Consider the following 22,936-nt stretch of genomic DNA (forward strand, 5'->3'; position numbering starts at 1 on the left):
TGTGGAGAGCCCGGTGCCCGGAGACGGGCACGCCGGGTTCGGGAGGCGGCTCGGGGAAACCCACTGTTGGAAACACCAGCAGGGCGCCCCGAGTCGACCTCACCCACGGCCTGGTGCCGCTTAAGGCGATTTATGCCGCACTCGACTGCGTGGCGCTCGCGGTAGTCGGCCTTGTCGAACTTTGGTGTCCGGCCGCCGCGGGAGCCGCGCTTCTTGCGGTTACGGATCTGGTCCTTCTTCTCCGGGGTCGTGCAGCGGATCCCGCGTCTGCGCAGATAGGCGCGGTTCTTCCGGGAGCCGTACGCTTTGTCGGCACGCACCTTGTCGGGCTGTTTGCGCGGACGTCCTAGCTGTAATGACCACGAGCGTTGTTGACAGTGATCTCGATCCAGGCGGGCGCGCAGGGTTGGCGCGTCGGCGCGTCAAAGCCGACGGGGTGCCTGGCCGCTCTCGAAGGACGTCGTGCCCGCGTGGGGGTGTCTCGCCGAACGCCGTGCTGCCGACCGCTACTCGCCCCTACTCGGGGGAAGGCTCGGCCGACCCGGGGCGAGGTCGGGTTCAGCGTGGCTGGCCAGGATGCGTAGGGCGGCTTCGGAGGCGCTGCCGGGCTCGGCGCCGTAGGTGAAGAGGATCAGGCCGTCGCCGGGCAGGTCGAGCGTTTCGTAGGAGAGGTGGAGCAGGCCGGCATCGGGATGATGGATGACCTTGGCGCCTTGGTGGAACTGGAGGATGTCGTGGCCGGCCCAGCGGGTGCGGAACGCCTGGCTGTGGGTGGACAGGTCCGCGACGAGATCGGTAAGGGCCTTGTCGTACGGATCGCGACCGGCCTGGGCGTGCAGGAGGGCGACGAGGTTGTCTGCCGCGCTGTCCCAGTCGCCCCAGAACTGGTGGGAGCGGGGGTCGAGGAAGGTGAACCGGGCGTGGTTGGGGGTGGCGCCCCGGGCGGACTCGATCATGGGGGCGTAGAGGATGCGGCCGACGGCGTTGGCGGCCAGCACGTCACCGCAGCTGTTCACGACGAAGGCCGGGCCGGTCATGGAGTCCAGCAGGTGCTGAACACTCGGCCGCACCGTGGCCGCGGCAGCCGGACAGCGCCGACGCCGGTGTCCCGTACCGGCCGTGCGGGCGAGGCTCTCCAGATGGGTGCGGTCGTGCTCGCTCAGCCGCAGTGCACGGGCCAGGGCGTCCAGGACCTGGTCCGACACCCCGGACAGGTCGCCGCGCTCCAGGCGGGCGTAGTACTCGGTGCTGATCCCGGCGAGCTGGGCGACCTCGGCGCGCCGTAGTCCCGGTACCCGGCGGGTGCCGTGGGCGGGGAGTCCCGCTTCTTGCGGGCTGATTCCGGCGCGGCGGGAGGTCAGGAACGCCCGGGTCTCGGCTGCGTGGTCCACGGGAGCCAGATTAGGGGGATTCGCCTGGTGGAGGGGGGTGCGGACGAGGCGTGGAGGGGTGTACTGCCAGTACACCCCTCACCAGTGGCTTTCCCTGGAGCCGGGGGCTAGGTTCCTATGAGAAGGGGGGCATATCGGGCGATACTCCCTTGAGGGAGAAAGTGAAGGTGGAACGGTCATGGCCGACGCCTCGGAAATGATTAATGGCCTGGTCGGCGGGATGTTCACCCATCCGGTCCGGACGCCGCTCCTGCACACTCCGGACGAGTACGGGATGGCGTACGAGGACGTCACCTTCCCGTCGCTGGACGGCACCCCGCTGGAGGCGTGGTGGATCCCCGCCCCCGGCTCGGACAAGCTGATCGTCGCCAATCATCCGCTGCCGATGTGCCGCTACGGCTTCCCCTCGCACCTGGAGCCGTGGAAGTCGATGGTCCCCGGCGGCAACGACTTCGAGGTCAACTTCCTGCCGGAGTACAAGGCCCTGCACGACGCGGGCTACAACATCCTGACCTACGACGCCCGCAACCACGGCCACAGCGGTGCCGCCAACGGCGGGATCTTCACCTGGGGCCTGTTCGAGTCCCGTGACGTCGCCGGCTCGCTCAAGTACGTCAAGTCCCGGCCCGACACCGCCGGTATGACACTCGGTCTGCTCAGCCGCTGCATGGGTGGCAACTCCACCTATGTCGCGATGGCCCGCCACCCCGAACTCTTCGAGGACGTCCGCTGCCTGGTCAACCCGCAGCCGGTCTCCCTGCGCGTGATGGCCGGACAGGCCCTCGGCGCGATGGGCCTCGCGGACCGGATCGACGACTTCGACCGGGCGTTCCAGCTGATCACCAGCTTCACCATCGACCAGGTGTCGCCCATCGCCTACGCCAAGAGCTGCCGGGTGCCCACCTTCATCACCCAGGTCCGCGACGACGTACTCACCCGGCCCGAGGACGTACAGGCGATCTTCGACGCGATCCCCGTCGCCGACAAGAAGCTGTTCTGGATCGAAGGCAGCACCCGCCGCTGGGACGGCTACACCTACTTCCCCGAACACCCGGAGCAGCTGCTCGACTGGTTCGACACGCACATGAACTGAACCCATAGAGCCCTCGGGCCGCCCGAGCGGCCCGAGGGTCCGCAGAACGGCGATGAACTCCACCGCCGCCACGGCGGCGACGCCGGCTTCACGTGTCTTGTTTGCGCCCCACCCTCATGATTCCGGCCCGCCCGAAGCCGGGGTCAGGCCGCTTGGCCGAGGCCGCCGGCGGCGTCCAGCCCGCACACCACCGCAGAGGTCTTCTTGTCCCACCCCAACGCCCGCCTGACCGTCCACGGCAGACGGCTCCTCGTCGACCGAGTCCGCGGCGGCAGGCCCGTCGCCCACGTGGCCGACGAGATGGGCGTCTCCCGCGCTACAGCCCACAAGTGGGTCCGCCGCTGGAGAACTGAAGGCGACGCCGGCCTGTACGACCGCACCAGCCGGCCGCGGACCACTCCCCACCGCACCCCCGCCGACGTCGAGACGCGCATCTGCGAGGTGCGGCGCGAGCGAAAACTCGGCCCAGCGAGGATCGGCCCGATCATGGGCATGCCCGCCTCCACGGTGCACCGCGTGCTGACTCGCCACGGCCTGAATCGCCTGCGATGGATGTACCGACCCACCGGCCAGGTCATCCGCCGCTACGAACGAGCGAGCCCCGGCGAACTCGTCCATGTCGACATCAAGAAGCTCGGCAACATCCCCGACGGCGGTGGCCATCGGATCATGCCCCGCCAGCAAGCCCTCGCCAACCGACAGGCCACAACCGACGCGCGCAGGGGCGGCAGCCCTGTGATCGGCTACAGCTTCGTCCACACAGCCGTCGACGACCACTCCCGGCTCGCCTACAGCGAGGTCTTGACCGACGAACGCAAGGAGACCGCCGCAGCCTTCTGGCAGCGCGCCAACACCTTCTTCGTCGGGCACGGAATCACCGTCGAGCGAGTCCTCACCGACAACGGCTCCTGCTACAGATCCCGGCTGTTCGCGCAGACCCTGAGCAACGCGGGCATCATCCACAAACGCACCCGCCCCTACCGCCCGCAAACGAACGGCAAGGTGGAGCGCCTGAACCGCACCCTCCTCGACGAATGGGCCTACGTACGCCCGTACTCCAGCAACGCCGAACGCACTGACGCCTTGGCAGAGTTCATCCACACGTACAACCACCATCGCGGCCACACCGCGCTCGGTGGTCAGCCGCCCATCAGTCGAGTCAACAACCCTGCGGGCCAATACACCCAGCCCTTGTCGGGGCACCCGGATGCGTTCCAGTACCGGTTCGAACTGCGGAGAATCCCCGCGCTGTCCGGCCGTGACACACCCGCAGCGCCGCACAGGACCGGCACCGTGGTGGTGTTTGACGAAATGCGAGCCGATGAATCCTGCACCACCCGTCACCAGGATCTTCTCCATGGGAGGCCTGTGGGTCTGGGTCACCTAGACCTCCGGGGCAACATCGCGGTCACGACGGTCTCCTTCGGGTGAAGGCTTATCCGCTGATGGCGGGCAAACCAGGGTGTGGTGTGAGACGGGCGGGTGCCGGTATCTGCGGCCACGGGCCGCGGTAGGCGAGGGAGGACATCTGACTCGGCGGCCGGGAGCTGCGGGGGGACATCGAACTCGGCCCACACCTTCTTGCCCCCGGGGGTGGGGTCCGAGCCCCAGCGATCGGCGAAGGTGTTCACTAGGAGGAGCCCGCGCCCTGACTCGGACTCCGCCGGGTCGCAGGAGGCTGGAGGGGTAGGGAGCGCCCGGCTGCCGTCATGGACGACGAGGAGCAGCCTGTCCTTGCCGAGGTAGAGGCCGAGGGTGATCAGTCCTTCGGCGTGTACGACCGCGTTGGTGGTCAGTTCGGAGGCGACGAGCTTGATCGCCTCCCGTGCGCCCTTCTCCAATGTCAGGCCCCAGGCGTTGACCTGGGTCAGGACGCGGTCGCGGGCGAAGGCTACGGACTCGGGAGACGCGGGGGTGGCGAAGCGGGCATGGCGGGTGGTCACGACACGGCCTCCGGGGACGGAGGGCGGGGAGTGGCCGGGGCCAGGGAAAAGCCGAGCGGGAGGGGGAGGAGCGGGGCGCGTGGTTCGCCCAGGGCGCGCCAGCACAGGCGGTCGCCGGTGAAGGCGTGGCGGGCGTGGAGCCAGCGGGTGTTGTCCAGGAGGTAGCCCTGCCCGAGGGCGAGCGGCAGGGTGATCTGGTGCCGGTCGATGGCGGCCAGCAGGTGGGGTACGTGGGGTGTGAGGAAGGGGCTCCAGCGGGCCAGGGCATCGGTGCGCAGCCGCAGTGCGACCCGGTCGGCGTGCGGGGTGAAGACCCGGCCGCTGTGGCCTTCGCCGCCGCCGAAGAACGCGCTGCGCGGGGTGGACAACAGCTCCAGCGCTTCGGGCTGGCGGGCGGCGAGGTCGGTGTGGATGGCCTGGCCGTCGGTGAGCAGGCATTCCCCGCCCTGAGCGGCCGGGTGCGCGCACACCAGGAGCATGAGGCGGGGCGGCTGAGGGACGCCGGAGCGTTCGGTGTGCGCGGCCAGTTCGCTGGAGGTGAGACCGGCGTACCCGGTCTGCTGGGCGTGACGGCGGGTGTCGTAGATGTTGGTCAGCCCGTCGGGGTCGCTGTCCTGGTGCGGCGTGATCTCCATGATGCGCTCGGCGAACCGCAGCACTGCGGTACGGGTGGCCAGTCCCTCCAAGGTGACCAGCCCGGTCTCCCGCAGCCGGTCGGCGAGCATGCTGACGGGGGTATGCGCGGCAGAGAGGAAGGGAGGGGCGCTGCCGGCGGCCCGCAGGGCGTGGCTCATGAGGGAACTCCTTCGCTGGGGGAGGGCTGGTCCACTGTTCGCGTCTGGGCGGCGGGCGGTAAAGCGACAGACTGTCGACTCGGACAAGTCCGGCAGAGCGACGCCGAGTTGGGTGCGGCGTGCTACGTTCCGATCGCCCTTTGCACGTGCTGCTGGACGAGGTTCGACATGACGTACACGCCGCCGCTGTGGCCCGTCTCCGTGAAGGGGATCGCCCTCGATGGCCAGGGGCGCGTCCTGCTCCTGAAGAACGAACGCGCCGAGTGGGAACTGCCCGGCGGACGCCTGGAGATCGGCACCCCCGACGGCGCCCAGGTCCCGGATGCGAGTCCCGAGGCGGCGCTGGAGCGCGAGATTTTGGAGGAGACCAGCTGGAGCGTGAAGGCGGGCCAGCTCATTGACGGCGGCACCTGGATCTACGAGCCGATCCCCGGACGGCGGGTCCTGATCGTCACCTATGGGTGCACCGTCCTGACCCCTGATCTGCCGCCGGTCCTCAGTCTCGAGCACAAGCAGATCGGCCTGTTCGCCGCTGATCAGGTGGCGGGGGTGATCATGCCGGAGGGGTACAAGCAGTCGATCGCCGCCTGGTACGGGATGCTGGGTGGCGGTTCCGGTGCGACGCGCGGCTAGGGCCTGTCTGATGGGTAGGTGACGAACCGAGACGAGAACTCGTTCCCAGGCATGTGGGACGGGGAGATCTCAATAACGCGGAGTGGGCCAGGCTGAAGCCGTACTTGCCCAGAAACATTGGGCGGGGCGGGCGTTGGAAGTGTCACCGCAGGGTGATCAACGGGATTCTGTTCCGGTTGCGGACCGGTATCCCGTGGCGCGATCTGCCATCCCGGTTCGGTAAGTGGCAGACGATTTACGACCGGCATCGCCGCTGGTCGGCGGACGGTACATGGGAAAGGCTCCTGCGAGCCGTGCAAGCCGATGCCGATGCGCAGGGGCGAATCGACTGGTCAATGGCGAGCGTGGATTCGACGATCTGCCGGGCCCACCAGCACGCCGCGGGTGCCCGTCGCCGGCCCCCGAAGGTACCGGGCAGACGAGCCCGGCCAGCCCACCACCGGGACGATGAAGGTCTTGGTCGCTCCCGCGGCGGACTCACCACAAAGATCCACGTGGTGGGTGAGGGCGGCCTGCGGCCCCTGGCCCTACTGATCACTCCCGGACAGTGGGGTGATGCGCCTCAGATGATTCCGGTCCTGGATCGCATCCGCGTCCCGCGGCCGAAGGGCGGGCACCCGCGCACCCGCCCGGACCACCTCAGCGGTGATCGCGCCTACAGCTCTCGGCGCAACCGCCGCTACCTGCGGCGCCGACAGATCAAGCACACCATCCCTGAGCCGCGGAATCAGCAGGCCAATCGCTTGCGCCGTGGGAGCCGAGGCGGCCGGCCCGCCAGCTTCGAGAAGGCCCGCTACGTTCGCAGGAACGAAGTGGAGCGGCTGATCGGGAAGTTGAAGATCAATCGGGCAGTTGCCACGAGGTTCGACAAGCGGGCCTATGTCTTTCACGGCACTGTGACCGTTGCGGCCATACGCCTGTGGCTTCGTGCATGACCCGTCAGACGGAACCTAGCGTTTGCCCTCGGTGTGAAGCGGTTCGACTGTGCGCTATCACTCCAGGGGTGGCCTGACTACAGCGCGAGTTCAGGACAGTCCCGTCTTAACGGTCCCACACGGCTGCTCGGGCCGGGCACGATGCATCTGACCGCAACCAGGCCAGCATCCGAGGCTGCTCGGGTGAGGGGAGACCAGCAATGGCGCTTTTCGAACAGCGTGCCGACAACACCCAGATCGACCACAAGCTGCGGAGCAGGAAAATCGACCCGGCTCGGCTGCACGCGCTCCCGACGTACGACCTCGCCGACCCGGATATGGCCAGCCTGCTCGGGCAGTGGTTGGAGTTTCAGAGGATAACCGGGTTTGAGTTCGTCATTGCCCGCTCTGAGCTTCAGTCGTTCGACTACGCCCCGCCGGTTGGCGTGGGGCCGGCCGTACGCAACGACACCAATAACACGATCACGCGAGAGATCGGCGGGGAAGTCACTGTCGGCACCACCAAGAGCTTCTCTGTCTCCGCGACGGCGGAAGCGACACTGTTCTCGGTGGTCAACGTGTCCGTCACCACCGCCTACAGCCAGGAGTGGCGGCGAGATGAGACGTTCAAGGACTACCTGACCATTCCGATCAGCCCGGGATACACCTGCTGGCTGGAGCGGGAGACGGTGATGCGCCGCATCATCGGCGGCGACTTCATCCTCCAGCCATCTATGGGCAGCGTCGACGACGCGATACGCCTCGTCGGATCGATCACCGGCCCCGGTGTGGCAGGAACGCTCGCGGACCGGATCACCGTGCGATCCCGGCAGATCTCCGCCGCGAGCTTCGCCCCCGTGGCCGAGCTGATCAAGGCGACTCAAGGTAAGGCCGTGACCGGGCTGAGCGTTGAGGACGGGGTCTACCAGTTCCCCGCAGAGCTGACATCCCTGCTGTAACAGCAACCACCCAGGGGCTCGGCCCCGACCTCAGCGTGGGGACGGGGCCCACCCCGTCCCTGAGCGCCCTGCGGACTGTCACATCGAGCGGAACGACGTGAACGCGAGCTGGTCACACAACCCATCGGACACGCCCTAGGCCATCGTGCCCGGGGGAGAGGTGGCTGTCGCGCGAGGCAGCGGGCGGCCGGTGGCCCGGCATGCGGCCTGGCGCTGGGCGACCGGCCAGGCTCAGCTCGTCCTGAACGCCGGTGACCTGGGGGAGATCCTGCGGTTCTACCGCGCGGTGACCGGCCTGACCCAGACGGACCTCGGGGCCCTGCTGGGCTACGACAAGACGTACATCTCGGCGGTCGAGTTGGGCAAACGCTCGGTGGACGATGTCGGCTCGCGCCGTCGCATCGCCGACCGGTTGCGGTTGCCGCCACACGTGCTGGGCATCACCGACACTGCGGACACGGATCACCGGGCGATGGTCCAGTTCGGTGAATCCACCGTGCGCTTGGCGGAGATTGCCCGTCAGTCCGGCCACGCCACCGAAGCCGTCGCCGAGCTCTGGCCGTTGGTGGCCCGGTTGGAGGCCCGGCTGGAGGACGGGCACACCGAACGCGAGGTCCTGCGCCTGCTGGCTCAGGCCCGGGTCGGGCTTGGCGTGGCCCTGGGCAACGTCCTGCCGGAGGAGCGCCTGGCCGTGGCCGTCCGCTGGACCGGCAAGAGCCTGCCCATCGCCCACCACTTCGCCGACCGGGCCTTCTCCTCGTCCGCGCTGCGGATGCACGGCAACGAGCTGCGCAAGGCCGGCATGCGCGGCGCGGCCGTCGACCGCCTCCAGCACGCCGCCGCCCTTGCCCCCACCCCCGAGGCCAGAGCCGCCGTCCTCCCGCTCCTTGCCCGCGCCGCAGGCACCCTCGGGAACGGCGCGCTGTTCGACACGGTGGTCAGTGAGACCGAGGAGCTGCTGGACGAGGTGGAGCACACCTCGCTGTTCAACCCCTACTCGCTGCACGAGATCCGGCTGCGGGGCTTGGTCGCCACCGGCCGGGAGGACCTGGCCATAGGGTTGGTCGAGCGGGCCCCGGCACCCTCCATGGCGGTGGCGCCGCAGTGGCGCGTCATCCAGCCCATCACCGTCGCGCACGTGCGGCTGCTGGCCGACGATCGCGACGGCGCCGGTACGTGCCTGGAGGCGGCCGTTGGTGAGGCGGCCAGGCAGCGGCTTCCGCACCAGTTGCAGCGGATCATGCGGGCGGCGGGCAACCGGCTCCCCTCCACCTGTGACGCGGCCGCCCATGTGCTGGACCGGCTGCGCCAGGAGATGGCGGCCTAGGTCTGCGACGCCGTCACCAGCCTGACCGCCGAACAGGCCACCGCCGCCCGGCTCGCCCCACTGATCCGTGACCACGGGAAGATCGAGGCCCTGCACCACGTGAGAGACGTGACGTTCGGCGAGGACGCCTCACAGCTGCGGACCGGGACCGCACCCCGTGATGGCCACCTGCCGCAATCTCGCCATCGGCGCCCGGCGCCTCGCCGGAAAGAACAGCATCGCCTCCGGCCTGCGGCACAACGCCCGCGATGCCCGCAGACCCCTTGTTCTCCTCGGGCTCACATGATCGCGAAACGGAGGTCGGTCAACTACGCCGAAGCCCTGGGGCGGAACCGCTCGCTCAGGTGACCCGCGCGGCCACCAGGGTCTCGAAGGTAGAGGGCCGCAGGCCATCGGTACGGTCGGCGAAGTACCGCTGCTGGAGGTCTGCACGTGCGGGGTGGTCCACGACCTTCAGCCCGCACCGGCCGACCAGCCTCTCGATCTCGGATACCGGCCAGCCAGGCTGAAGAGGCTCGCCGACAGAAGCCGCGATCGGTGTGTAGATACGGGCGTATTCCGTCCCCGCGTCGTCGAGCGCGGCGTCCTCGGCCCGGTAGGAGAACACCACCTCAGACCCGGGAGCAGCCGCCGCGATCGTGTGCAACGTCGACTCGATCGCCTGTGCCGTCAGATAGGGGGCGACGCCCGTCCAGCAGAACATCGCCGGCTGCGCCCAGTCGAACCCGGCCGCGCCCAGAGCATCCTGAACCGGTCCGGCCTCGAAATCAACCGGCACGAATACCTGCGAGGCGCTGAGCGGCAGGCCGAGATCTCTGACCCGCTTGAGCTTCCAGGCCTGGGAGGCAGGGTGATCAACCTCGAACACCGTCAGTGAGCCGAGCAGATCCGGCCGCCGCCACGCGAACGAGTCGAGCCCCGCGCCGAGAATCACGTACTGCGTGAAGGCACCAGCAGCCAGCCGGTCCTCGGCGTACCGGCTGCGGGTGCAGACAGCCGCACGGGCCTCGCGACGGACCGGGCCGGGGAACAGCGGATCGAATTGGTCTCGCAGCTGCTGCCATACCGGGCCGACAAGCACCAGGGCCAGCACATCGTCCAGTACCCACGGCGACGCCGTCTCCAGGCGAAACAATCCACGCGACACAGCCGCGAACATCGCCGTCCTGCTTGGCGCGCTTTCCACGCATTCCTCCTTGCCGGCCAGAACCCAGCATGCTGGCCACGCCCACCCACTTCGCGCACTTCACAGGATGCGCCTGATGCGCCCTGACGGCCATAGCCAGATCGCCGGGCAGCCACGATCTGCTCGCCAGCGGGATCCTCCAACGGCCGGGCACGCCAGCATCACCGCCGCCTGCACGCCACCACGCCAGGGACGCCACCAGGACCCCCGAGACCCTCCGACTTGGCCCGGCATGAAGAGACCGGGCATGACGTGACTATGCCGAGTCCTTGAGGGGCACCCGCTGCGTCAGATCGGCGAAGTCCCGCTGCCGGGCAGCCAGTCCGACGTGGAGGTGGGTGTGCTCCAACTGCCGCTGGTTCCGCAGTGTCAGCTCATCACGCACCGCGGCGAGGACCTTCGCCGCGCGGCGGCTCGGCTCGGCCGGAGCGTCCGCGCGCATCGGCTGAGGCCGGACGTACGGGGATCCCAGGCAACGGGCCGGAGTTACTGGCTGTGACAGCTATGCCGACGGGCTGATCCGGGGCCCGTCGCCGGGAGGGTACGGGTATGAGTCTTCGTCAGTTCGAGTACGCACTGGCCGTCGCCGAGGCGGGCTCGGTGACCGCGGCGGCCGAGCGGCTGCACGTCGCCCAGCCGTCGGTCTCCCAGCAGATCCGCGGCCTGGAGCGGGACCTCGGCGTGGAGCTGTTCGCCCGTACGCCCAGCGGACTGGTTCCCACGGTGGTCGGGCGTGCCTTCCTGCGGGAGGCGGAGGTCGCGGTGAGCGCGTCGCGGCGGGCCCGGGCCACCGCGCGGGCCACCGCGCGGGCCGGTGCCGAGGAGCTGGTGGGCGAGTTGGTGGTGTCGGTGCAGATGGGATTCGGTACCCGCCAGCTGCCGGGTGCGCTGGGCGCGTTGCGCCGTCGTTTCCCGAGGCTCGAGGTCACCGTCTTCGAGGAGCCCAGCTCCGCCGAGCTGGACCGGCTGTGCCGCCGGGGCGTGCTGGACCTCGCCCTGATGGCGGCGTGTGAGCAGAGCCCCGACGATGCCCACCACCTCGGTGACGAGGAGTTCGTCGTGGTCCTGGGGGCCGGGCACCGGCTGCTCGCGGCAGACCGGGTCGAGCGGCGTGACCTGGCAGCAGAGCCGTGGGTGAGGTTCGACCGCGACAGCGCGCTCGACGCCGTGCTCGTGAACGCGCTGCGGGACAACGAGCTCGCCCCGGTCACGGCCGCCCGCGTGTCGCAGGCCGCGACCGCCGTTCGCTGGGCCGCTCACGGACTGGGCGCGACGCTCGTCCCCGCCTCCGCCGTGCCCCCGGGGCACGAACACCTGGTGCGGCCGGTGTTCCCGGCCGTCACCCAGCCCGTGATCGCGGTGCTCCGGTCCGGTGCGGGACCGGCGGAGACGGCGCTACTGGAATTCCTGCGACAGGAGAACTGGTCCCCGCTGGTTTCGCATTGACGGATGTCCGGAAGCGGTGTTTCCGGAATTCGGCCGAACGTCAGTTGCGGGGGAATTGGCCGCCGTCCACGTAGAGATTGCTGCCGGTCAGCCAGCCCGCCTGGTCGGAGACGAGGAACAGGACGGTGTGCGCGATGTCGTCGGGGCGGCCGTCCCGTCCCAGCGGGGTGGTGCCCTCGGCGCCGGTCCGGCTCGCTGCCGAGTTCAGCTGCGCCCACTGCTCCCGCGTGGCCTCGCCGCCCGGGGTGGCGACCCTGCCGGGAGAGACGGTGTTGACCCGGATGCCGGCCGGAGCCAGTTCCAGGGCCAGGCCCCGGCTGTAGTTCTCCAGGGCCGCCTTGGCCGCCGTGTAGTGCAGGAACGGTCCCATCGGGGCGAGGGTCGCTGCCGAGGAGACATGCACGATCGCCCCCGAGTGCCGCTCGCGCATGCCCGGCACCAGCAGTGCGTCCAGCCGCACGGAGGCCAGGAAGTTCAGGTCCAGGGCGTCCTGCCACACCTCGTCGGGGATGTCCGAGGCACTCTCGTACGGCTGCGCTCCACCCGCGTTGTGGACCAGGATGTCCACGCCGCCCAGGCTCTTGTGTGCGGCCTCGGCGAGCGCTTGGGTCCCGGCCGAGGTCCGTACGTCGGCCTCCACGAAGGCGGCTCCTTCCGGCACCGGGACCGTGGCCGACCTGGCGCTGGTGAGTACTTCGGCGCCTGCGTCGAGGAGGTGGCGGACAACGGCCGCTCCTATGCCTCGGGTTCCGCCCGTCACCAGTGCCCGCTTTCCCTTGAGCTCCCGCGTCGTCGATCCGTTTTCGATGCTGGTCATTTCGCTGGTCCTTTTCTTTCTGTCGTGAACTGGTTTCACGGTAGGACTGAGGAGGAACGGGAAGCAAAGACGAAATATCAGCGGAGCCCATAGGCAACTCCTATAGGCAACTCTTAGGGCAACGGGGTCACTTGAGGCGGCTGCTGAGTGCTTGCCGGGCCCCGCACCCTACTCTGTACCTACTAGTATGTATGATCGGGCTGAGTCACTGTTGGCCCCGTGGTTGGAGGACGCATGCCGCTCGTACGTATCGACGTGCTGGGCCGTGACACCGGGCGCCTGATCTACCTCGGGGTGCGGCGGGACGACGGCATCGTCTATGTGGCCATCACCCTGCGGGAGGGCCGTCCGGCAGAGCAGAAGCAGGCGCTGTACCGGCGCATCGCCGAACTCGCCCAGGAACATGCCGGAACGGAACCCCGCAACATGTTCGTTGTGCTGACCGAGAACAGCGATGCCGACTGGTCGCTGGGCAACGGCGAGGCGCAGTACCTCGTCTGACGCCCCTTCTGACCGGGCCGGACAGTTCCGACCGTCTCCGGACCGTCCGCCATACGACCGCACGGCCCGGCGGATTCGTGGTGCGGTGCGGGGGACTGGGCGCCCGGTTGCGCGACCGCAGGGCCGCGATCCAGTGGGGCCAGCTGGTGTTGCCGCACGTGGCCCAGCGCCACCACCTGCTGCGCTACCGCTCCCGCAGTCCCAGTGATCCGGGGCCGGTGAGCCGCGGGCATGTGTGGGCGGTCAGCGAGGCGGCGGTGACGATGGCGCCGCTCGCCCGGCGCACCCTCGCCGCCCAGTGAGCAGGCGGCCACCGGCAGGCCGGAGCATCCGAGGCAGGTGGGTGCACCGCGCCTGCCTGTCTTCGGGCTGTGTTCCTCGCCGCGTGGTCAGCGGCGTTCGACGCTGAAGCCGCTGTCGTGGAGCGCGGCATTCCACCGGTCGCGGTCGAACCACGTGGTGATGGCCGGGACCATCGCGGTGAGCTGCTTCGTCCGGTCATTCCAGTTGTGGCCGGACGGCCCGCGCCTGCCTTCGCACGCATGCAGCGTCACCCGACCCGGTCAGCCCTTGATCTCCCGGATGAGGTCGCGCTCGTCGTCATAGAGCTCAAGGTGGAAGCGGAGGCCGAACTGTGTCAGCAGTGCGGCGAGATCGTCGAGCCGGTCCGGGTCGATGACGCCGTTGAGCAGGGTGGCGGAATTGTCGGTGGGGTCGGCTTCGATGCGGCACCAGCTGGTCTCGATTTCGTAGCCTTCCCAGGAGGACGACCGGGACCGCCATCCGGCCCGCACGAAGCGCTCGGCGACGTGCGAGGCGTCCCGGCTGTCCGGCAGCAGCCCGCACAGGTTGTTGTCGCTCTGCGCCCATCTGCCATCCAGGGCCGGGCCGTCATCCGATAGGTCCACATCCGGATTATGGATCCGCAGCCCGCTGCTGGACCATGAGGTTTCTTGCTGGCTGGCGGGAGTGGGAAGAAAGACAACCTCCCGGTGGCCGCGGCCGCCTACCGCTGCCCCCGGGTTCTCCTCGATGACGTCGGCCCGGGCGGGCACTGGCACGCCATCGGCGGCGCATCGCTGCGTACGGCCACCGGGTGTCGGTTCTGAGGCCGGGGTCGGAGTGGTTCTCCGGCATCGGCGGTTCCTGGGCGAGCGGACGCGCAGGGAATCAGGTCACCAGGCACCCTCGACGGTGTAGTGGCCGGCCGGGGAGGTGGCTTCGTGGTGGCGCTCCTGCACGTTGGTGGGGCCCGGCTACTGCATCAGCTCGGTGTGGGGATGCTCCGGCGCAGCCGGGCAGATGTAGATCTGCTGTTTGTAGCCGCTGCCGATTTGGACCGCGGTCGGTTGCCGCAGGTCGCGGTAGCGGGAGTCGGTGGAGGACGCAGCCGCTTGGTCTTCGTACGGGATCCAGCTTCGGTTGCTGCTGTCCCATTCGAAGGTATCGATGGTCAGCAGCGGGTCCATCTCGGTGTCACAGGCGGGGCAGGACTGGGGAGCGGGGTCGGTGTAGCCCCACATGGGCCAGCCGCCGACCTTCCAGCCGGGGGCGACGGACAGGTGGCTTCCGTAGAACGACTCCGGGTAGGGGGCGTAGGCGCTGTCCACACCGGCGTCGGCCGCCTGCCACGTGCTCCAGTCCCCGATCCGCTCTCGCAGTTCCTTGCTCAACTCCATGGGGTTGGGATACTCGGTGACCTGTTCCGGGGCGAGCACGCACGGCTCCGGCACGTATTCCTCGACCACCAGGGGCGGCTCGGGGGGTGAGGTGAGGATCTCGGTGACGGCGGCCGCGGACCGCCAGACCAGCACGGTCCTGGGCATGTACTTCTCGGGAGGATGGTCGAAGGGACACCACAGCACCTGCAGGAGATCGGCCCCGGCCTGTCCGGGCGGGCGCAGGGTGGGAATGTCGCGCGCGTACAACTGGGCCAAGGGCAGCATGGCGACCGGGCCCGCAAGCCACGTGTCGTCGTGCCACGTGTCGTCGGAGTTGAGCCGCTCCAGGACCGCTTGCTCCTCAGGTGTGTATTGGGGAACGTGGGGTTCGCCGTCCGGGTGCAGCGCCTCGCTCGCCCGGATGCGTTGCTGCAGGCGCAGCTCGGCCAGCGCGTAGCCTCCGCCCTCGTGCGGGAGGTCGCAGTGCGGCCACGGCTCGTCGGCGGGCCACAGCAGTGGCCCGCCTATCGAGCTGTCGTGCAACGAAGGGGCTCCGCGGCGGGGATGCAACCGGGTCGCCGTGCGTGCCAGCGGGGCAAGTTGGGGGAAGAGCGCAGTGACGTCGAGCGGTCGCGGCGGGGTGGTACGGACGACATTCATAGCGACGATGCTGCCAGCAGCCTCTGACAATGGAAGTACCGGTCCACGACAGCCGACACCAGGCAGCGTCCGTTGTCGGCTGCCCGTTGACCCGGTCGTGGCGTCGGTCAGTCGAGTGGCCAGGGCCGGGCGGTGGCGCCCAGCCGGTTCCAGGCGTTGATCACGGTGATGGTCCAGATCAGCTCGGCGAGTTCGACCTCGGTGAACTCCGCGGCCGCCCGGCCATAGACCTCGGCGGTGACGGGGCCGTCGGTGAGACGTGTGGCCGCCTCGGCCAGCTCCAGGGCGGCCCGTTCGCGGTCGGTGAAGAACGGGGTCTCGCGCCACACGGGCAGTGCGTAGAGGCGGCGCTCGCTCTCGCCTGCCGTACGCGCGTCCCGGGTGTGCAGATCGACGCAGTAGGCGCAGCCGTTGAGCTGGGAGACGCGTGCTCGCACCAGCTCCTGCAGCGCGGGCTCCAGGCTGACCTTCCGGGAGGCGGCGTCGAGCGAGCTGAGGGCGCGGTTGATGTGCGGGGCCAGCTTGTCCACCGGTAGTCGTACGGACGTCATGGAATTCTCCTTCGAGTGGGGTTATCGGCTTGCAGCGGTCGACGGTTGATCGACGAGGGCGACCTCGCCGTCGCGGAAGACGCGGTAGGGCACTCCTTCGCGCTCGTAGCGCTCCACGACGTGTTCGATCGGCTCGCTCTCGGGGATCGGCGAGCGGAAGTGGGGAACGAAGGCGTAGTCCAGGAGGCCGAGACCATCCCAGCGCGCCGGCAGGCCGTAGGCGGTGACGGCGTCGGCGGGGTCGTCGACGAGTTCGAAGCCGCGCAGACTGGGCGACAGGACGCAGGCGCCGGCGCTCCAGCCGGCGTAGACGAGGGCGTCGCGGCGCAGCATGCCGGTCAGGAGCTCGTCGGCACCGCTGAGAGCCATGGCCAGCCGCAGGACGAACGGGTTCCCGCCGTGGACCCAGACGACGCCGAAGCCGGACAGGCGCTCGGCGAGCGTGCCCGCATCACCGAAGTGGTCCCGCAGGTCGATCTCGGTTGCCCGGTAGCCGCGGTCGCGCAGCATCGCGACCTCCCGGCCGGTGGCCTGCTGTCTTTGCGGGACAGGGAGGGCGTCGAGCGCGTTGCCGACGACGGCTGCGGTTCGGGTGTCTTTGGCGAGGTCGTCCAGCAATGCGGGGGTGTCCCCGAGTTTCCAGGAGGAAAGGAACAAACGCATGGTCCTGCTCTCGTGACAAGGGGGCTCGTGGCAAGGGGAGGGTCAGGTGGAGACGGTGAGCACGATCTTTCCGGCGGTACGGCCGGTCTCGCCGATCTCGTGTGCCTTGGCAGCCCGTTCGAGCGGTAGGACCGTGTCGATGCGCACCCGCAGGCGGCCGGATGCGGCGAGGGAGGCAATCTCCTTCATACCCGCCTGGTCGGCTTCCGTGATCATGAAGGTGGAGCGGAGTCCGAGGGCTCGGGCCTCGGCCGCCAGGTGCGCCTCGGCGGGGGAAGAGAGCGAGACGAGGATGCCGCCCGGGCGCAGGGTTTTGAGGGAGCGCGGCCCGTAGTCGCCACCGATGGTGTCGATCACGACGTCGACGTCGCGGGCTGTGGTGGCGAAGTCGGTGCGGGTGTAGTCGATGACCTCGTCGGCGCCCAGTCCTCGTACGAAGTCGTGGTTGGTGGCGCGAGCGGTGCCGATGACATGTGCGCCGCGCGCCTTGGCGATCTGGACGGCCAGGTGTCCGACGCCACCGGCCGCGGCATGGATGAGCACGCGTTGCCCGGGGCGAACGTCGGCGGTGTCGACCAGGGCCTGCCACGCGGTGAGCGCGGCCAGGGGGAGGGCGGCGGCCTCCACATGGGAGAGCCCCGGCGGCTTGGCAGTCAGGTGCCGGGCCGGGGAGACCACGTACTCGGCGTAGGTCCCGGCAGGAGCCGGCTGGCGCGGCATGCCGAACACCTCGTCGCCGGGTCCGAACAAGGTGACACCCGGCCCGGCCGCTTCGACCACACCGGATACGTCCCAGCCCAGGCGGATCGGAACATCGCCCGCCAGCCCGCCGGTGGCCCGGTGCCACCAGTCGGTCGGGTTCACCCCTGCGGCACATACCCGGACGAGCACTTCGGCGGGGCCGGGCACCGGGCGCGGCACCTCAATGATCTTCAGGACGTCCGGTGTGCCGAAGGAGTCCTGGCCGATGGCACGCATAGTGATGATCCCTTGGTGTCTGGCACGCCGTCTGTGATGGTCCGGCTGTGCGGGTGGGTTCGGTTCACCCTCACTGCTTCTGCCGGCAGCCAGAGGGCAGTTCACCCGGGGAAGGCCCTCGGGTGTGAGGTGGAAGTGCCGGGTGATGTCGGCTCGCTCAGACTGCTACGGGTCTGATGTGCGAACAAGCTGGCATAGTGCAAGGATCGTTAAGGTGGATTTAACGTCCGGAGGAACGAGTGCTGGAGCGGCTTGAGCTGGAGGCGTTCTTGACGCTGGCCGAGGAGTTGCACTTCGGGCGCACGGCCGAACGTCTGCACGTGAGCACTGCCCGGATCAGCCAGACCATCAAGCGGCTGGAACGCCACATCGGCACGCCGCTGTTCGAACGCAGCAGCCGTCATGTCTGCCTCACCGAGGCCGGCAGGCTGCTGCACGACGATGTACGCCCGGCCTACGACCAGATCGAGGCCGGGCTGGAGAAGGCGGTCAACGCGGCGCGCGGCGTTGACCGCCTTCTCCAGGTCGGCTTCCTCGGCGCCGCCGCCGGACAGCTCATGGTCCAGGCCGCCCGGCTGTTCGACCGACGACACCCCGGCTGGCGGGCCCGGCCCAGGGAAATGCAGATCGTCGACGGCCTCGGGCGGTTGCGCGCAGGCGATGTCGACCTTCTGGTCGTGAGCCTGCCGCACCACGAACCCGACATGGTCACCGGGCCGGTCTTGTTCTCCGAACCCCGGGTGCTGGGAGTGTCGTCCCGCCACCCGCTCGCGCGCCGTGACAGCGTTTCGCTGGAAGACCTGGCTGCGGTCAAGATGCTGCAGGTGGCTGGAGCGTTCTCCGACTACTGGCGCGCGGACCGCACACCCCACGTGACGCCCGCAGGTCGCCCCGTCGAGCCGGGCCCGCAGTTCGAGACGCTCCAGGAGGCCCTGGCCTTGATCGATGCCGGCGAAGGGGCCTTCGTGATGGGCGCCCAGGTGTCGCGGTTCTACGCGCGCCCCGGCGTCGCGTATCTTCCGCTGAGTGATGCACCGCCCCTGGAATGGGTGCCCACCTGGCTCGTCACCAACACCGCCCCTCAGATCCACGCCTTCAACCAGGCTGCCCAGAAAGTCGCCGCCCGGGTTGCTCCCGCAGTTCGCAGCTGATGCCGATTCGTGCACCGGCTCCGAAAGGGCGTACCTCTTGAGCGTGTTCGGCGGCATGTGCCGGACATGGAGTCCACCGGGGAACGCGGGCGTGGTGGTCGGGTGCCAGTGGACAGCGTCCGACCTCGACGACTGGATGCCGCACCTCATCGGTGTGGTGCGGCGTGCGGAGTCGACGATCCGCTGGCTGTTCCCCGGTGCCCGGGCGGCCCGGCCCATGGAGTCGGTCAGTCTGTCCCGCAGGCTCAAGGTACTCGGCAGCCGGCCGCGGCCCACCAGAAACGCCTCTCTTGTGGACCTCGCCGCCGAGCTTCCCGGCTTCGTCTTCAGCCGACTGCTCGGCTTCAGCGGACCGCCGCGACCTGGAGGGCGGAGGGGAGCGGTGACGACGCCCGCTACGCCGCTTACCGAGCACCCGGCACGGCCGGCGCCCGCCCGCCCGGGGCGGTGCCGCTCCGGCGCCGCGCACGCCATAGCCAGATGTCCCCGGCCGGACGTGTTCTGACGTCGGTCTGGGGTGTGTGCGTAGGCGGTGAGGGGTGTTCGCTACGTCGTCATTCGGAGTCCGTCCTTCTCCAGACTTTGGCTTATCCCGTGAGAGACGCGGCGGGTTCTACCGCTGCTGTGTGCTCAGGCATCGCGTGCGTAGGCTGACGGTGTTTGGCCGTTTTGCGCCTGCTGGGCTCGTTCGGCCATCATCTTTGCCAGTACTTCCAGACGTGATGTGGTGAAGGGCTGGCGATCGGTATCGGTGCCTTGGATGGACAGGACGACTGTGCCGACGCGCAGAGTGATGAAGCCTCCGCCAGGGCGGTCTTGGGTGGCAGGTCCGGTGACGGCCCACTGCTCGTCGCCGATCTTCGGCATCGGAACAGTCAAGCCGTCTGCCTCCGCCCGGCCGCTACCATCACGCGATTTCTTCACCGCGTTGAAGAATTCATGCGCTTTTTCCGCATTGATGCAAGCCGCGGCCATGAAGGAGACTTCGGCTTCCGGGGTCCCCATCAGATAGTCGGCGGATGCCGCGACGATCAATCCCGGTCCCTGAGCCGCCGTCAGAGTCTCGGCCGGCTTTGGCTGCGTCCACTTCGCGGGCAGGCTCCCTTGAGTGGGCAGCACTTGGTGCAGGGAATCGCTGTTGAGCGCCTTCACGGCCTGGTTCTGTCCCGGGCCGTCACCTGTGATCATCCGTGCACCGCCGTAAATGCTGATGGCCACCAGGGCCATGAGAGCCAGGGCGGCAGCGAGCAGCGAAAACCGGGTATTTCGGGTGTTGTTGAACGTCACGGGACCCAAAGAGATCGTGTTCCTGCCGCGTACCGTCGTACCCTCAAATGTGATGCTGTGCGTCGTGGAGCGGGGGACGTCGACGGGTCGGGGCCCGGCCATTGCTTCGGATAATCGTCTGGCGAAGTCCGGATCACTGTCCACCGCGGCCTGGAGCAGCGTGCGCAGTTCACTTACGGTATCCGGGTCTCGGTGGCCGTCGGCGACTGCACGCATTGCGGTGCGCCCGCGGTCTGTGGTGGCGAGCCGCTCCCGCACCACGTCGGAGACCGCCTGTCCTACTCCGGTTCCGGCAGCAACCGCCGTACCGTCGGCCATCTGTGTGAAGATCTCTAGTGCCGCATCAAGCAACGTTTGCCCTGTTCACGACTTCGCGTAGGCGTTGGTCAGCGGTGTGTTTGTTCCGCCAGGTGATGTAGCGGCGGATCATGCTGCCCTGGGCCTTGTGGGTGGGGTGGTCGGTGCCGTCGAGTGCGAAGTAGCGCAGGGCGGTGAACTGGGCCTCGATCCGGTTGAGCCAGGAACTGTTGGTCGGTGTGTAGGCGATCTCGACGTTGTTGGACTCGGCCCAGTCCGCGACGCGGCGGCAGCGCTTGGTGGTCAGGTGCGGGGAGTAGTTGTCGCAGATGATCGCGATGCGCTGGCCGATCGGGTGGAGAGAACGCAGGTAGCGGCAGAACTCCAGGAACCTCGTGCGGTTCTTGGTCTTCTTGATGTGGCCGTAGAGCTGGTTCTTGCGCAGGTCGTAGGCGGCGAACAGGTGCCTCACCCCGTGCGGGCGGGTGTAGGTCGCACGGCGTCGCGGCCGTGGTTCGCGTTCGGGGTCCCTGTGCTTTCCGCCGCGTTCGGCCCACTGTCGGCCGGGGTGGGGCTGGAGGTTGAGCGGCCCGAACTCGTCCAGGCAGAAGACGACGTCGGGATCGCCCCGTTCGGGGACGACCTCGCCGTCGGCGATCGCGTAGAGGTGTTCGACGCGGGCCTTCTTGGCCGCGTAGTCGGGGTCGCGCGAGGTTTTCCAGGTCTTCACCCGTTGAAAGGTGACGCCCTCCTCGCGGAGCAGGCTGCGAAGGCCCTCGTGGCTGATGTCGTCGACCACCCCCTCGGCGACCAGGAAGTCGGCCAGCTTGGCCAGGCTCCAGGTCGAGAACGGCAGGCCGTACTCGGCCGGCTTCGACCTGGCGAACTTCTTGATCTCCCGCCGCTCAGGCAGCGAGAAAGTGCGGGGGCGGCCACCTCTGTATTTCGGGTAGAGCGCCTCGAAGCCGTCGGTGTTGAAGTTGTGCAGCACGTCTCTGACCCGGTCGTCGCTGGTGAACGTCACCTCGGCGATCTGGGCCACGGGCATGGACTGCGCGGACAGCAGCACCATCTGGGCCCGCCGCCAGGTCACCACCGAACCGGTGCCCCTGCGGACGATCCGCAACAGCCTCCTGCCCTCGTCATCGTCGATCTCCCGCACCCGCACACGCTCAGCCACGACACCATTGTGAACGCCAACCACCCCTCAACAATGGCATGTTGGGGCAAACAATGCCTGATGTGGCACTAGCACTCTATCGATCATGCGCCACCCCCTGTAGCCACGACACCACGCATCATTGTCACCTCGGGAGCACCCGTATGAAGGGCAGTTGCAGATTCCCGATCAACGAGCCCAGGATTTCGACCGCCCGCAGGTGCTGAAACGACTCACGAGGATCTCAGCAACCGTCAGTGAGACGCACTCGAGTGTCCCTACGTTGTTCTGCGGGACGTGGTGAGCCCTTCGTATGGTTCATCCACCCAGGGACGTCGGGTGTGGCTTTCAACCTTCTGCCACTTGTGGCTTTCACTGATTGGCCGCCCGGCGCCCCACGACGACTCGGCTGCCAATGAGGAATTGCGAATGATCGCTCCGTAGGGAATCGACAGCGAGGTCGTCCGTCGGGAGGCACCAGCAACACCACCGCACGGAGGCACCACATGGCCGCGATCTGGGCCGGCATCGACGCAGGCAAAGCCCACCATCACTGCGTCGCGATCGACGAGAGCGGCCGTCGGCTGCTGTCCCGACGCGTCGCCAACGACGAACCCGAACTGCTCGAACTCCTCGCCGACGTCCTGGCCTTGGGCGACGAGGTGACCTGGGGCATCGACCTGGCTGACGGCGGAGCCGCCCTGGCCATCGCGCTCCTCCTCAACCACGACCAGCCGGTGCACTACATCTCCGGCCGGGCCATTCACCGCGCCTCCGAGAGCTACCGCGGCGAGGGCAAGACCGACGCCAAGGATGCTGCCGTCATCGCTGATCAGGTCCGCGTCCGCCGGGACCTGCACCCCTTATCCACCGGCGACGAGACCGTCACCGACCTCAAGCTCCTCACCGGCCGCCGCATGTACCTGGTCGCCGACCGCACCCGCACCGTCAACCGCCTCCGTGCCCAGTTCACCGGCATCTTCCCCGCCCTGGAGCGGGCCCTGGACCTCACCAACACCCGCCCGCTCACCCTGCTGACCGGCTATCAGACCCCCGCGGCCATTCGCCGGATCGGCGTCAAGCGGCTGGAGACCTGGCTGCGCAACCGCCACGTCGTCCGCCCCGATCGGCTCGCCCGAAATCGCTGTCCGGGCCGCCGAACGGCAGCACTCGAGCCTGCCCGGCGAGAAGCTGGCCGCCACGTTGGTGCACACGCTGGCGAAGGGGGTGATGAGCCTCAACCAGCAGGTCGCCGAGCTCGACAAGGCCATCGAGGCCCGGTTTCACGACCACCACACCTTTGAGGTGATCACCAGCATGCCCGGCCTGGGCATCATCCTCGGCGCCGAGTTCCTCGCAGCCACTGGCGGTGACATGACTGTCTTCGGCACCGCCGACCGCCTCGCCGGCTTCGGCGGCGTCGCCCCGGTGCCCCGCGATTCCGGGAAGCTGAGCGGGAACCTGCGCCGCCCGCAGCGATACAACCGCCGCCTCCAACGCGTCTTCTACACCTCGGCGTTGTTCA

Annotated in this window: 23 protein-coding genes and 4 pseudogenes; 12 read left to right on the forward strand and 15 right to left on the reverse strand. The window is 68.7% G+C overall.

Features of this window, described 5'->3' with window-relative positions; translation table 11 throughout:
• Window positions 1–101: 101 nt before the first annotated feature.
• Window positions 102–347 (reverse strand): annotated as a pseudogene (locus IE252_RS44575) (transposase); the annotation flags it as partial.
• 159 nt (window positions 348–506) lie between these two features.
• The gene (locus tag IE252_RS38890) at window positions 507–1,391 is read right to left on the reverse strand and encodes a helix-turn-helix domain-containing protein (protein WP_190094227.1); all 885 of its coding nucleotides are present in this window, start codon (window positions 1,389–1,391) and stop codon (window positions 507–509) included.
• 178 nt (window positions 1,392–1,569) lie between these two features.
• On the opposite strand from IE252_RS38890, the gene IE252_RS38895 reads away from it, so the two are divergent.
• Window positions 1,570–2,484, forward strand: a complete 915-nt coding sequence (locus tag IE252_RS38895; RefSeq protein ID WP_190094228.1) for an alpha/beta hydrolase family protein — start codon at window positions 1,570–1,572, stop codon at window positions 2,482–2,484.
• 204 nt (window positions 2,485–2,688) lie between these two features.
• A pseudogene (locus tag IE252_RS38900) lies at window positions 2,689–3,666 on the forward strand (IS481 family transposase); the annotation flags it as partial.
• 197 nt (window positions 3,667–3,863) lie between these two features.
• Here the strand turns inward: IE252_RS38900 and IE252_RS38905 are convergent.
• Both IE252_RS38905 and IE252_RS38910 read right to left on the reverse strand, forming a co-directional pair.
• On the reverse strand, window positions 3,864–4,427 hold the full coding sequence (locus IE252_RS38905) for an ATP-binding protein (protein WP_190094229.1): 564 nt from the start codon (window positions 4,425–4,427) through the stop codon (window positions 3,864–3,866).
• Window positions 4,424–5,221, reverse strand: coding sequence for a TauD/TfdA family dioxygenase (locus IE252_RS38910; protein ID WP_190094230.1), 798 nt, complete (start codon window positions 5,219–5,221; stop codon window positions 4,424–4,426). The genes IE252_RS38905 and IE252_RS38910 overlap by 4 nt, the downstream gene beginning before the upstream one ends.
• A gap of 168 nt (window positions 5,222–5,389) precedes the next feature.
• On the opposite strand from IE252_RS38910, the gene IE252_RS38915 reads away from it, so the two are divergent.
• From IE252_RS38915 to IE252_RS38930, 4 genes are all read left to right on the forward strand, one after another.
• A complete protein-coding gene (locus IE252_RS38915; protein ID WP_190094231.1) occupies window positions 5,390–5,854 on the forward strand; it encodes an NUDIX hydrolase in 465 nt (154 codons plus the stop codon).
• A gap of 53 nt (window positions 5,855–5,907) precedes the next feature.
• Entirely contained in the window at window positions 5,908–6,789 is an 882-nt protein-coding gene (locus IE252_RS38920; RefSeq protein ID WP_190094232.1) for an IS5 family transposase, read from the forward strand.
• Between the two features lie 200 nt (window positions 6,790–6,989).
• On the forward strand, window positions 6,990–7,727 hold the full coding sequence (locus tag IE252_RS38925) for a hypothetical protein (protein WP_190094233.1): 738 nt from the start codon (window positions 6,990–6,992) through the stop codon (window positions 7,725–7,727).
• 160 nt (window positions 7,728–7,887) lie between these two features.
• Window positions 7,888–9,054: a helix-turn-helix domain-containing protein gene (locus tag IE252_RS38930; protein WP_229849082.1), complete on the forward strand. Its 1,167-nt coding sequence runs from the start codon at window positions 7,888–7,890 to the stop codon at window positions 9,052–9,054.
• A 340-nt stretch (window positions 9,055–9,394) separates the two neighbouring features.
• On the opposite strand, the gene IE252_RS38935 is transcribed toward IE252_RS38930, so the two are convergent.
• The gene (locus IE252_RS38935; RefSeq protein ID WP_190094234.1) at window positions 9,395–10,240 is read right to left on the reverse strand and encodes a class I SAM-dependent methyltransferase; all 846 of its coding nucleotides are present in this window, start codon (window positions 10,238–10,240) and stop codon (window positions 9,395–9,397) included.
• Between the two features lie 256 nt (window positions 10,241–10,496).
• Window positions 10,497–10,682, reverse strand: a complete 186-nt coding sequence (locus IE252_RS38940; protein WP_190094235.1) for a hypothetical protein — start codon at window positions 10,680–10,682, stop codon at window positions 10,497–10,499.
• Window positions 10,683–10,789: 107 nt separating this feature from the next.
• On the opposite strand from IE252_RS38940, the gene IE252_RS38945 reads away from it, so the two are divergent.
• Complete coding sequence (locus tag IE252_RS38945) at window positions 10,790–11,686, forward strand: LysR family transcriptional regulator (RefSeq protein ID WP_190094236.1); 897 nt, start codon at window positions 10,790–10,792, stop codon at window positions 11,684–11,686.
• A gap of 40 nt (window positions 11,687–11,726) precedes the next feature.
• Here the strand turns inward: IE252_RS38945 and IE252_RS38950 are convergent, their stop codons facing one another.
• Entirely contained in the window at window positions 11,727–12,503 is a 777-nt protein-coding gene (locus IE252_RS38950) for an SDR family oxidoreductase (protein WP_190094237.1), read from the reverse strand.
• A gap of 285 nt (window positions 12,504–12,788) precedes the next feature.
• Here IE252_RS38950 and IE252_RS38955 point away from each other — a divergent pair.
• Together IE252_RS38955 and IE252_RS38960 are read left to right on the forward strand one after the other, a co-directional pair.
• A pseudogene (locus IE252_RS38955) lies at window positions 12,789–13,004 on the forward strand (tautomerase family protein); the annotation flags it as partial.
• Between the two features lie 107 nt (window positions 13,005–13,111).
• Window positions 13,112–13,306: a hypothetical protein gene (locus tag IE252_RS38960; RefSeq protein ID WP_190094239.1), complete on the forward strand. Its 195-nt coding sequence runs from the start codon at window positions 13,112–13,114 to the stop codon at window positions 13,304–13,306.
• Window positions 13,307–13,393: 87 nt separating this feature from the next.
• On the opposite strand, the gene IE252_RS38965 is transcribed toward IE252_RS38960, so the two are convergent.
• The 6 genes from IE252_RS38965 to IE252_RS38990 form a co-directional block, all read right to left on the reverse strand.
• Window positions 13,394–13,558, reverse strand: a complete 165-nt coding sequence (locus tag IE252_RS38965) for a hypothetical protein (protein WP_190094240.1) — start codon at window positions 13,556–13,558, stop codon at window positions 13,394–13,396.
• Window positions 13,559–13,567: 9 nt separating this feature from the next.
• Window positions 13,568–13,912, reverse strand: coding sequence for a hypothetical protein (locus IE252_RS38970; RefSeq protein ID WP_190094241.1), 345 nt, complete (start codon window positions 13,910–13,912; stop codon window positions 13,568–13,570).
• Window positions 13,913–14,260: 348 nt separating this feature from the next.
• Entirely contained in the window at window positions 14,261–15,325 is a 1,065-nt protein-coding gene (locus tag IE252_RS38975; protein WP_190094242.1) for a hypothetical protein, read from the reverse strand.
• A gap of 107 nt (window positions 15,326–15,432) precedes the next feature.
• The gene (locus tag IE252_RS38980; RefSeq protein ID WP_190094243.1) at window positions 15,433–15,876 is read right to left on the reverse strand and encodes a carboxymuconolactone decarboxylase family protein; all 444 of its coding nucleotides are present in this window, start codon (window positions 15,874–15,876) and stop codon (window positions 15,433–15,435) included.
• 21 nt (window positions 15,877–15,897) lie between these two features.
• The gene (locus IE252_RS38985) at window positions 15,898–16,539 is read right to left on the reverse strand and encodes a Type 1 glutamine amidotransferase-like domain-containing protein (RefSeq protein ID WP_190094244.1); all 642 of its coding nucleotides are present in this window, start codon (window positions 16,537–16,539) and stop codon (window positions 15,898–15,900) included.
• A gap of 42 nt (window positions 16,540–16,581) precedes the next feature.
• The gene (locus IE252_RS38990; protein ID WP_190094245.1) at window positions 16,582–17,517 is read right to left on the reverse strand and encodes an NADP-dependent oxidoreductase; all 936 of its coding nucleotides are present in this window, start codon (window positions 17,515–17,517) and stop codon (window positions 16,582–16,584) included.
• Window positions 17,518–17,756: 239 nt separating this feature from the next.
• On the opposite strand from IE252_RS38990, the gene IE252_RS38995 reads away from it, so the two are divergent.
• Both IE252_RS38995 and IE252_RS39000 read left to right on the forward strand, forming a co-directional pair.
• On the forward strand, window positions 17,757–18,668 hold the full coding sequence (locus IE252_RS38995) for a LysR family transcriptional regulator (protein WP_190094246.1): 912 nt from the start codon (window positions 17,757–17,759) through the stop codon (window positions 18,666–18,668).
• A gap of 91 nt (window positions 18,669–18,759) precedes the next feature.
• The gene (locus tag IE252_RS39000; RefSeq protein WP_190094273.1) at window positions 18,760–19,173 is read left to right on the forward strand and encodes a hypothetical protein; all 414 of its coding nucleotides are present in this window, start codon (window positions 18,760–18,762) and stop codon (window positions 19,171–19,173) included.
• 125 nt (window positions 19,174–19,298) lie between these two features.
• Here the strand turns inward: IE252_RS39000 and IE252_RS39005 are convergent, their stop codons facing one another.
• Both IE252_RS39005 and IE252_RS39010 read right to left on the reverse strand, forming a co-directional pair.
• Window positions 19,299–20,273 carry a hypothetical protein gene (locus IE252_RS39005; protein ID WP_190094247.1) on the reverse strand — a complete coding sequence of 325 codons (975 nt, stop codon included), beginning with the start codon at window positions 20,271–20,273 and terminating at the stop codon, window positions 19,299–19,301.
• A gap of 25 nt (window positions 20,274–20,298) precedes the next feature.
• Window positions 20,299–21,432, reverse strand: coding sequence for an IS630 family transposase (locus tag IE252_RS39010; RefSeq protein WP_190094248.1), 1,134 nt, complete (start codon window positions 21,430–21,432; stop codon window positions 20,299–20,301).
• 485 nt (window positions 21,433–21,917) lie between these two features.
• Between IE252_RS39010 and IE252_RS39015 the strand changes: the two are divergent.
• Window positions 21,918–22,936: pseudogene (locus IE252_RS39015) on the forward strand (IS110 family RNA-guided transposase); the annotation flags it as partial.

This window comes from Streptomyces melanogenes, from assembly GCF_014649795.1.
Lineage (GTDB): Bacteria > Actinomycetota > Actinomycetes > Streptomycetales > Streptomycetaceae > Streptomyces > Streptomyces noboritoensis.

Bases quoted from the DNA above. Each gene is read 5' to 3' on its own strand.
- IE252_RS38990 (WP_190094245.1), bottom strand. From the start codon at position 17,517: ATGCGTGCCATCGGCCAGGACTCCTTCGGCACACCGGACGTCCTGAAG.
- IE252_RS38950 (WP_190094237.1), bottom strand. From the start codon at position 12,503: ATGACCAGCATCGAAAACGGATCGACGACGCGGGAGCTCAAGGGAAAG.
- IE252_RS38940 (WP_190094235.1), bottom strand. From the start codon at position 10,682: ATGCGCGCGGACGCTCCGGCCGAGCCGAGCCGCCGCGCGGCGAAGGTC.
- IE252_RS39005 (WP_190094247.1), bottom strand. From the start codon at position 20,273: ATGGCCGACGGTACGGCGGTTGCTGCCGGAACCGGAGTAGGACAGGCG.
- IE252_RS38925 (WP_190094233.1), top strand. From the start codon at position 6,990: ATGGCGCTTTTCGAACAGCGTGCCGACAACACCCAGATCGACCACAAG.
- IE252_RS38985 (WP_190094244.1), bottom strand. From the start codon at position 16,539: ATGCGTTTGTTCCTTTCCTCCTGGAAACTCGGGGACACCCCCGCATTG.
- IE252_RS38910 (WP_190094230.1), bottom strand. From the start codon at position 5,221: ATGAGCCACGCCCTGCGGGCCGCCGGCAGCGCCCCTCCCTTCCTCTCT.
- IE252_RS38945 (WP_190094236.1), top strand. From the start codon at position 10,790: ATGAGTCTTCGTCAGTTCGAGTACGCACTGGCCGTCGCCGAGGCGGGC.
- IE252_RS38980 (WP_190094243.1), bottom strand. From the start codon at position 15,876: ATGACGTCCGTACGACTACCGGTGGACAAGCTGGCCCCGCACATCAAC.
- IE252_RS38975 (WP_190094242.1), bottom strand. From the start codon at position 15,325: ATGAATGTCGTCCGTACCACCCCGCCGCGACCGCTCGACGTCACTGCG.
- IE252_RS38895 (WP_190094228.1), top strand. From the start codon at position 1,570: ATGGCCGACGCCTCGGAAATGATTAATGGCCTGGTCGGCGGGATGTTC.
- IE252_RS38915 (WP_190094231.1), top strand. From the start codon at position 5,390: ATGACGTACACGCCGCCGCTGTGGCCCGTCTCCGTGAAGGGGATCGCC.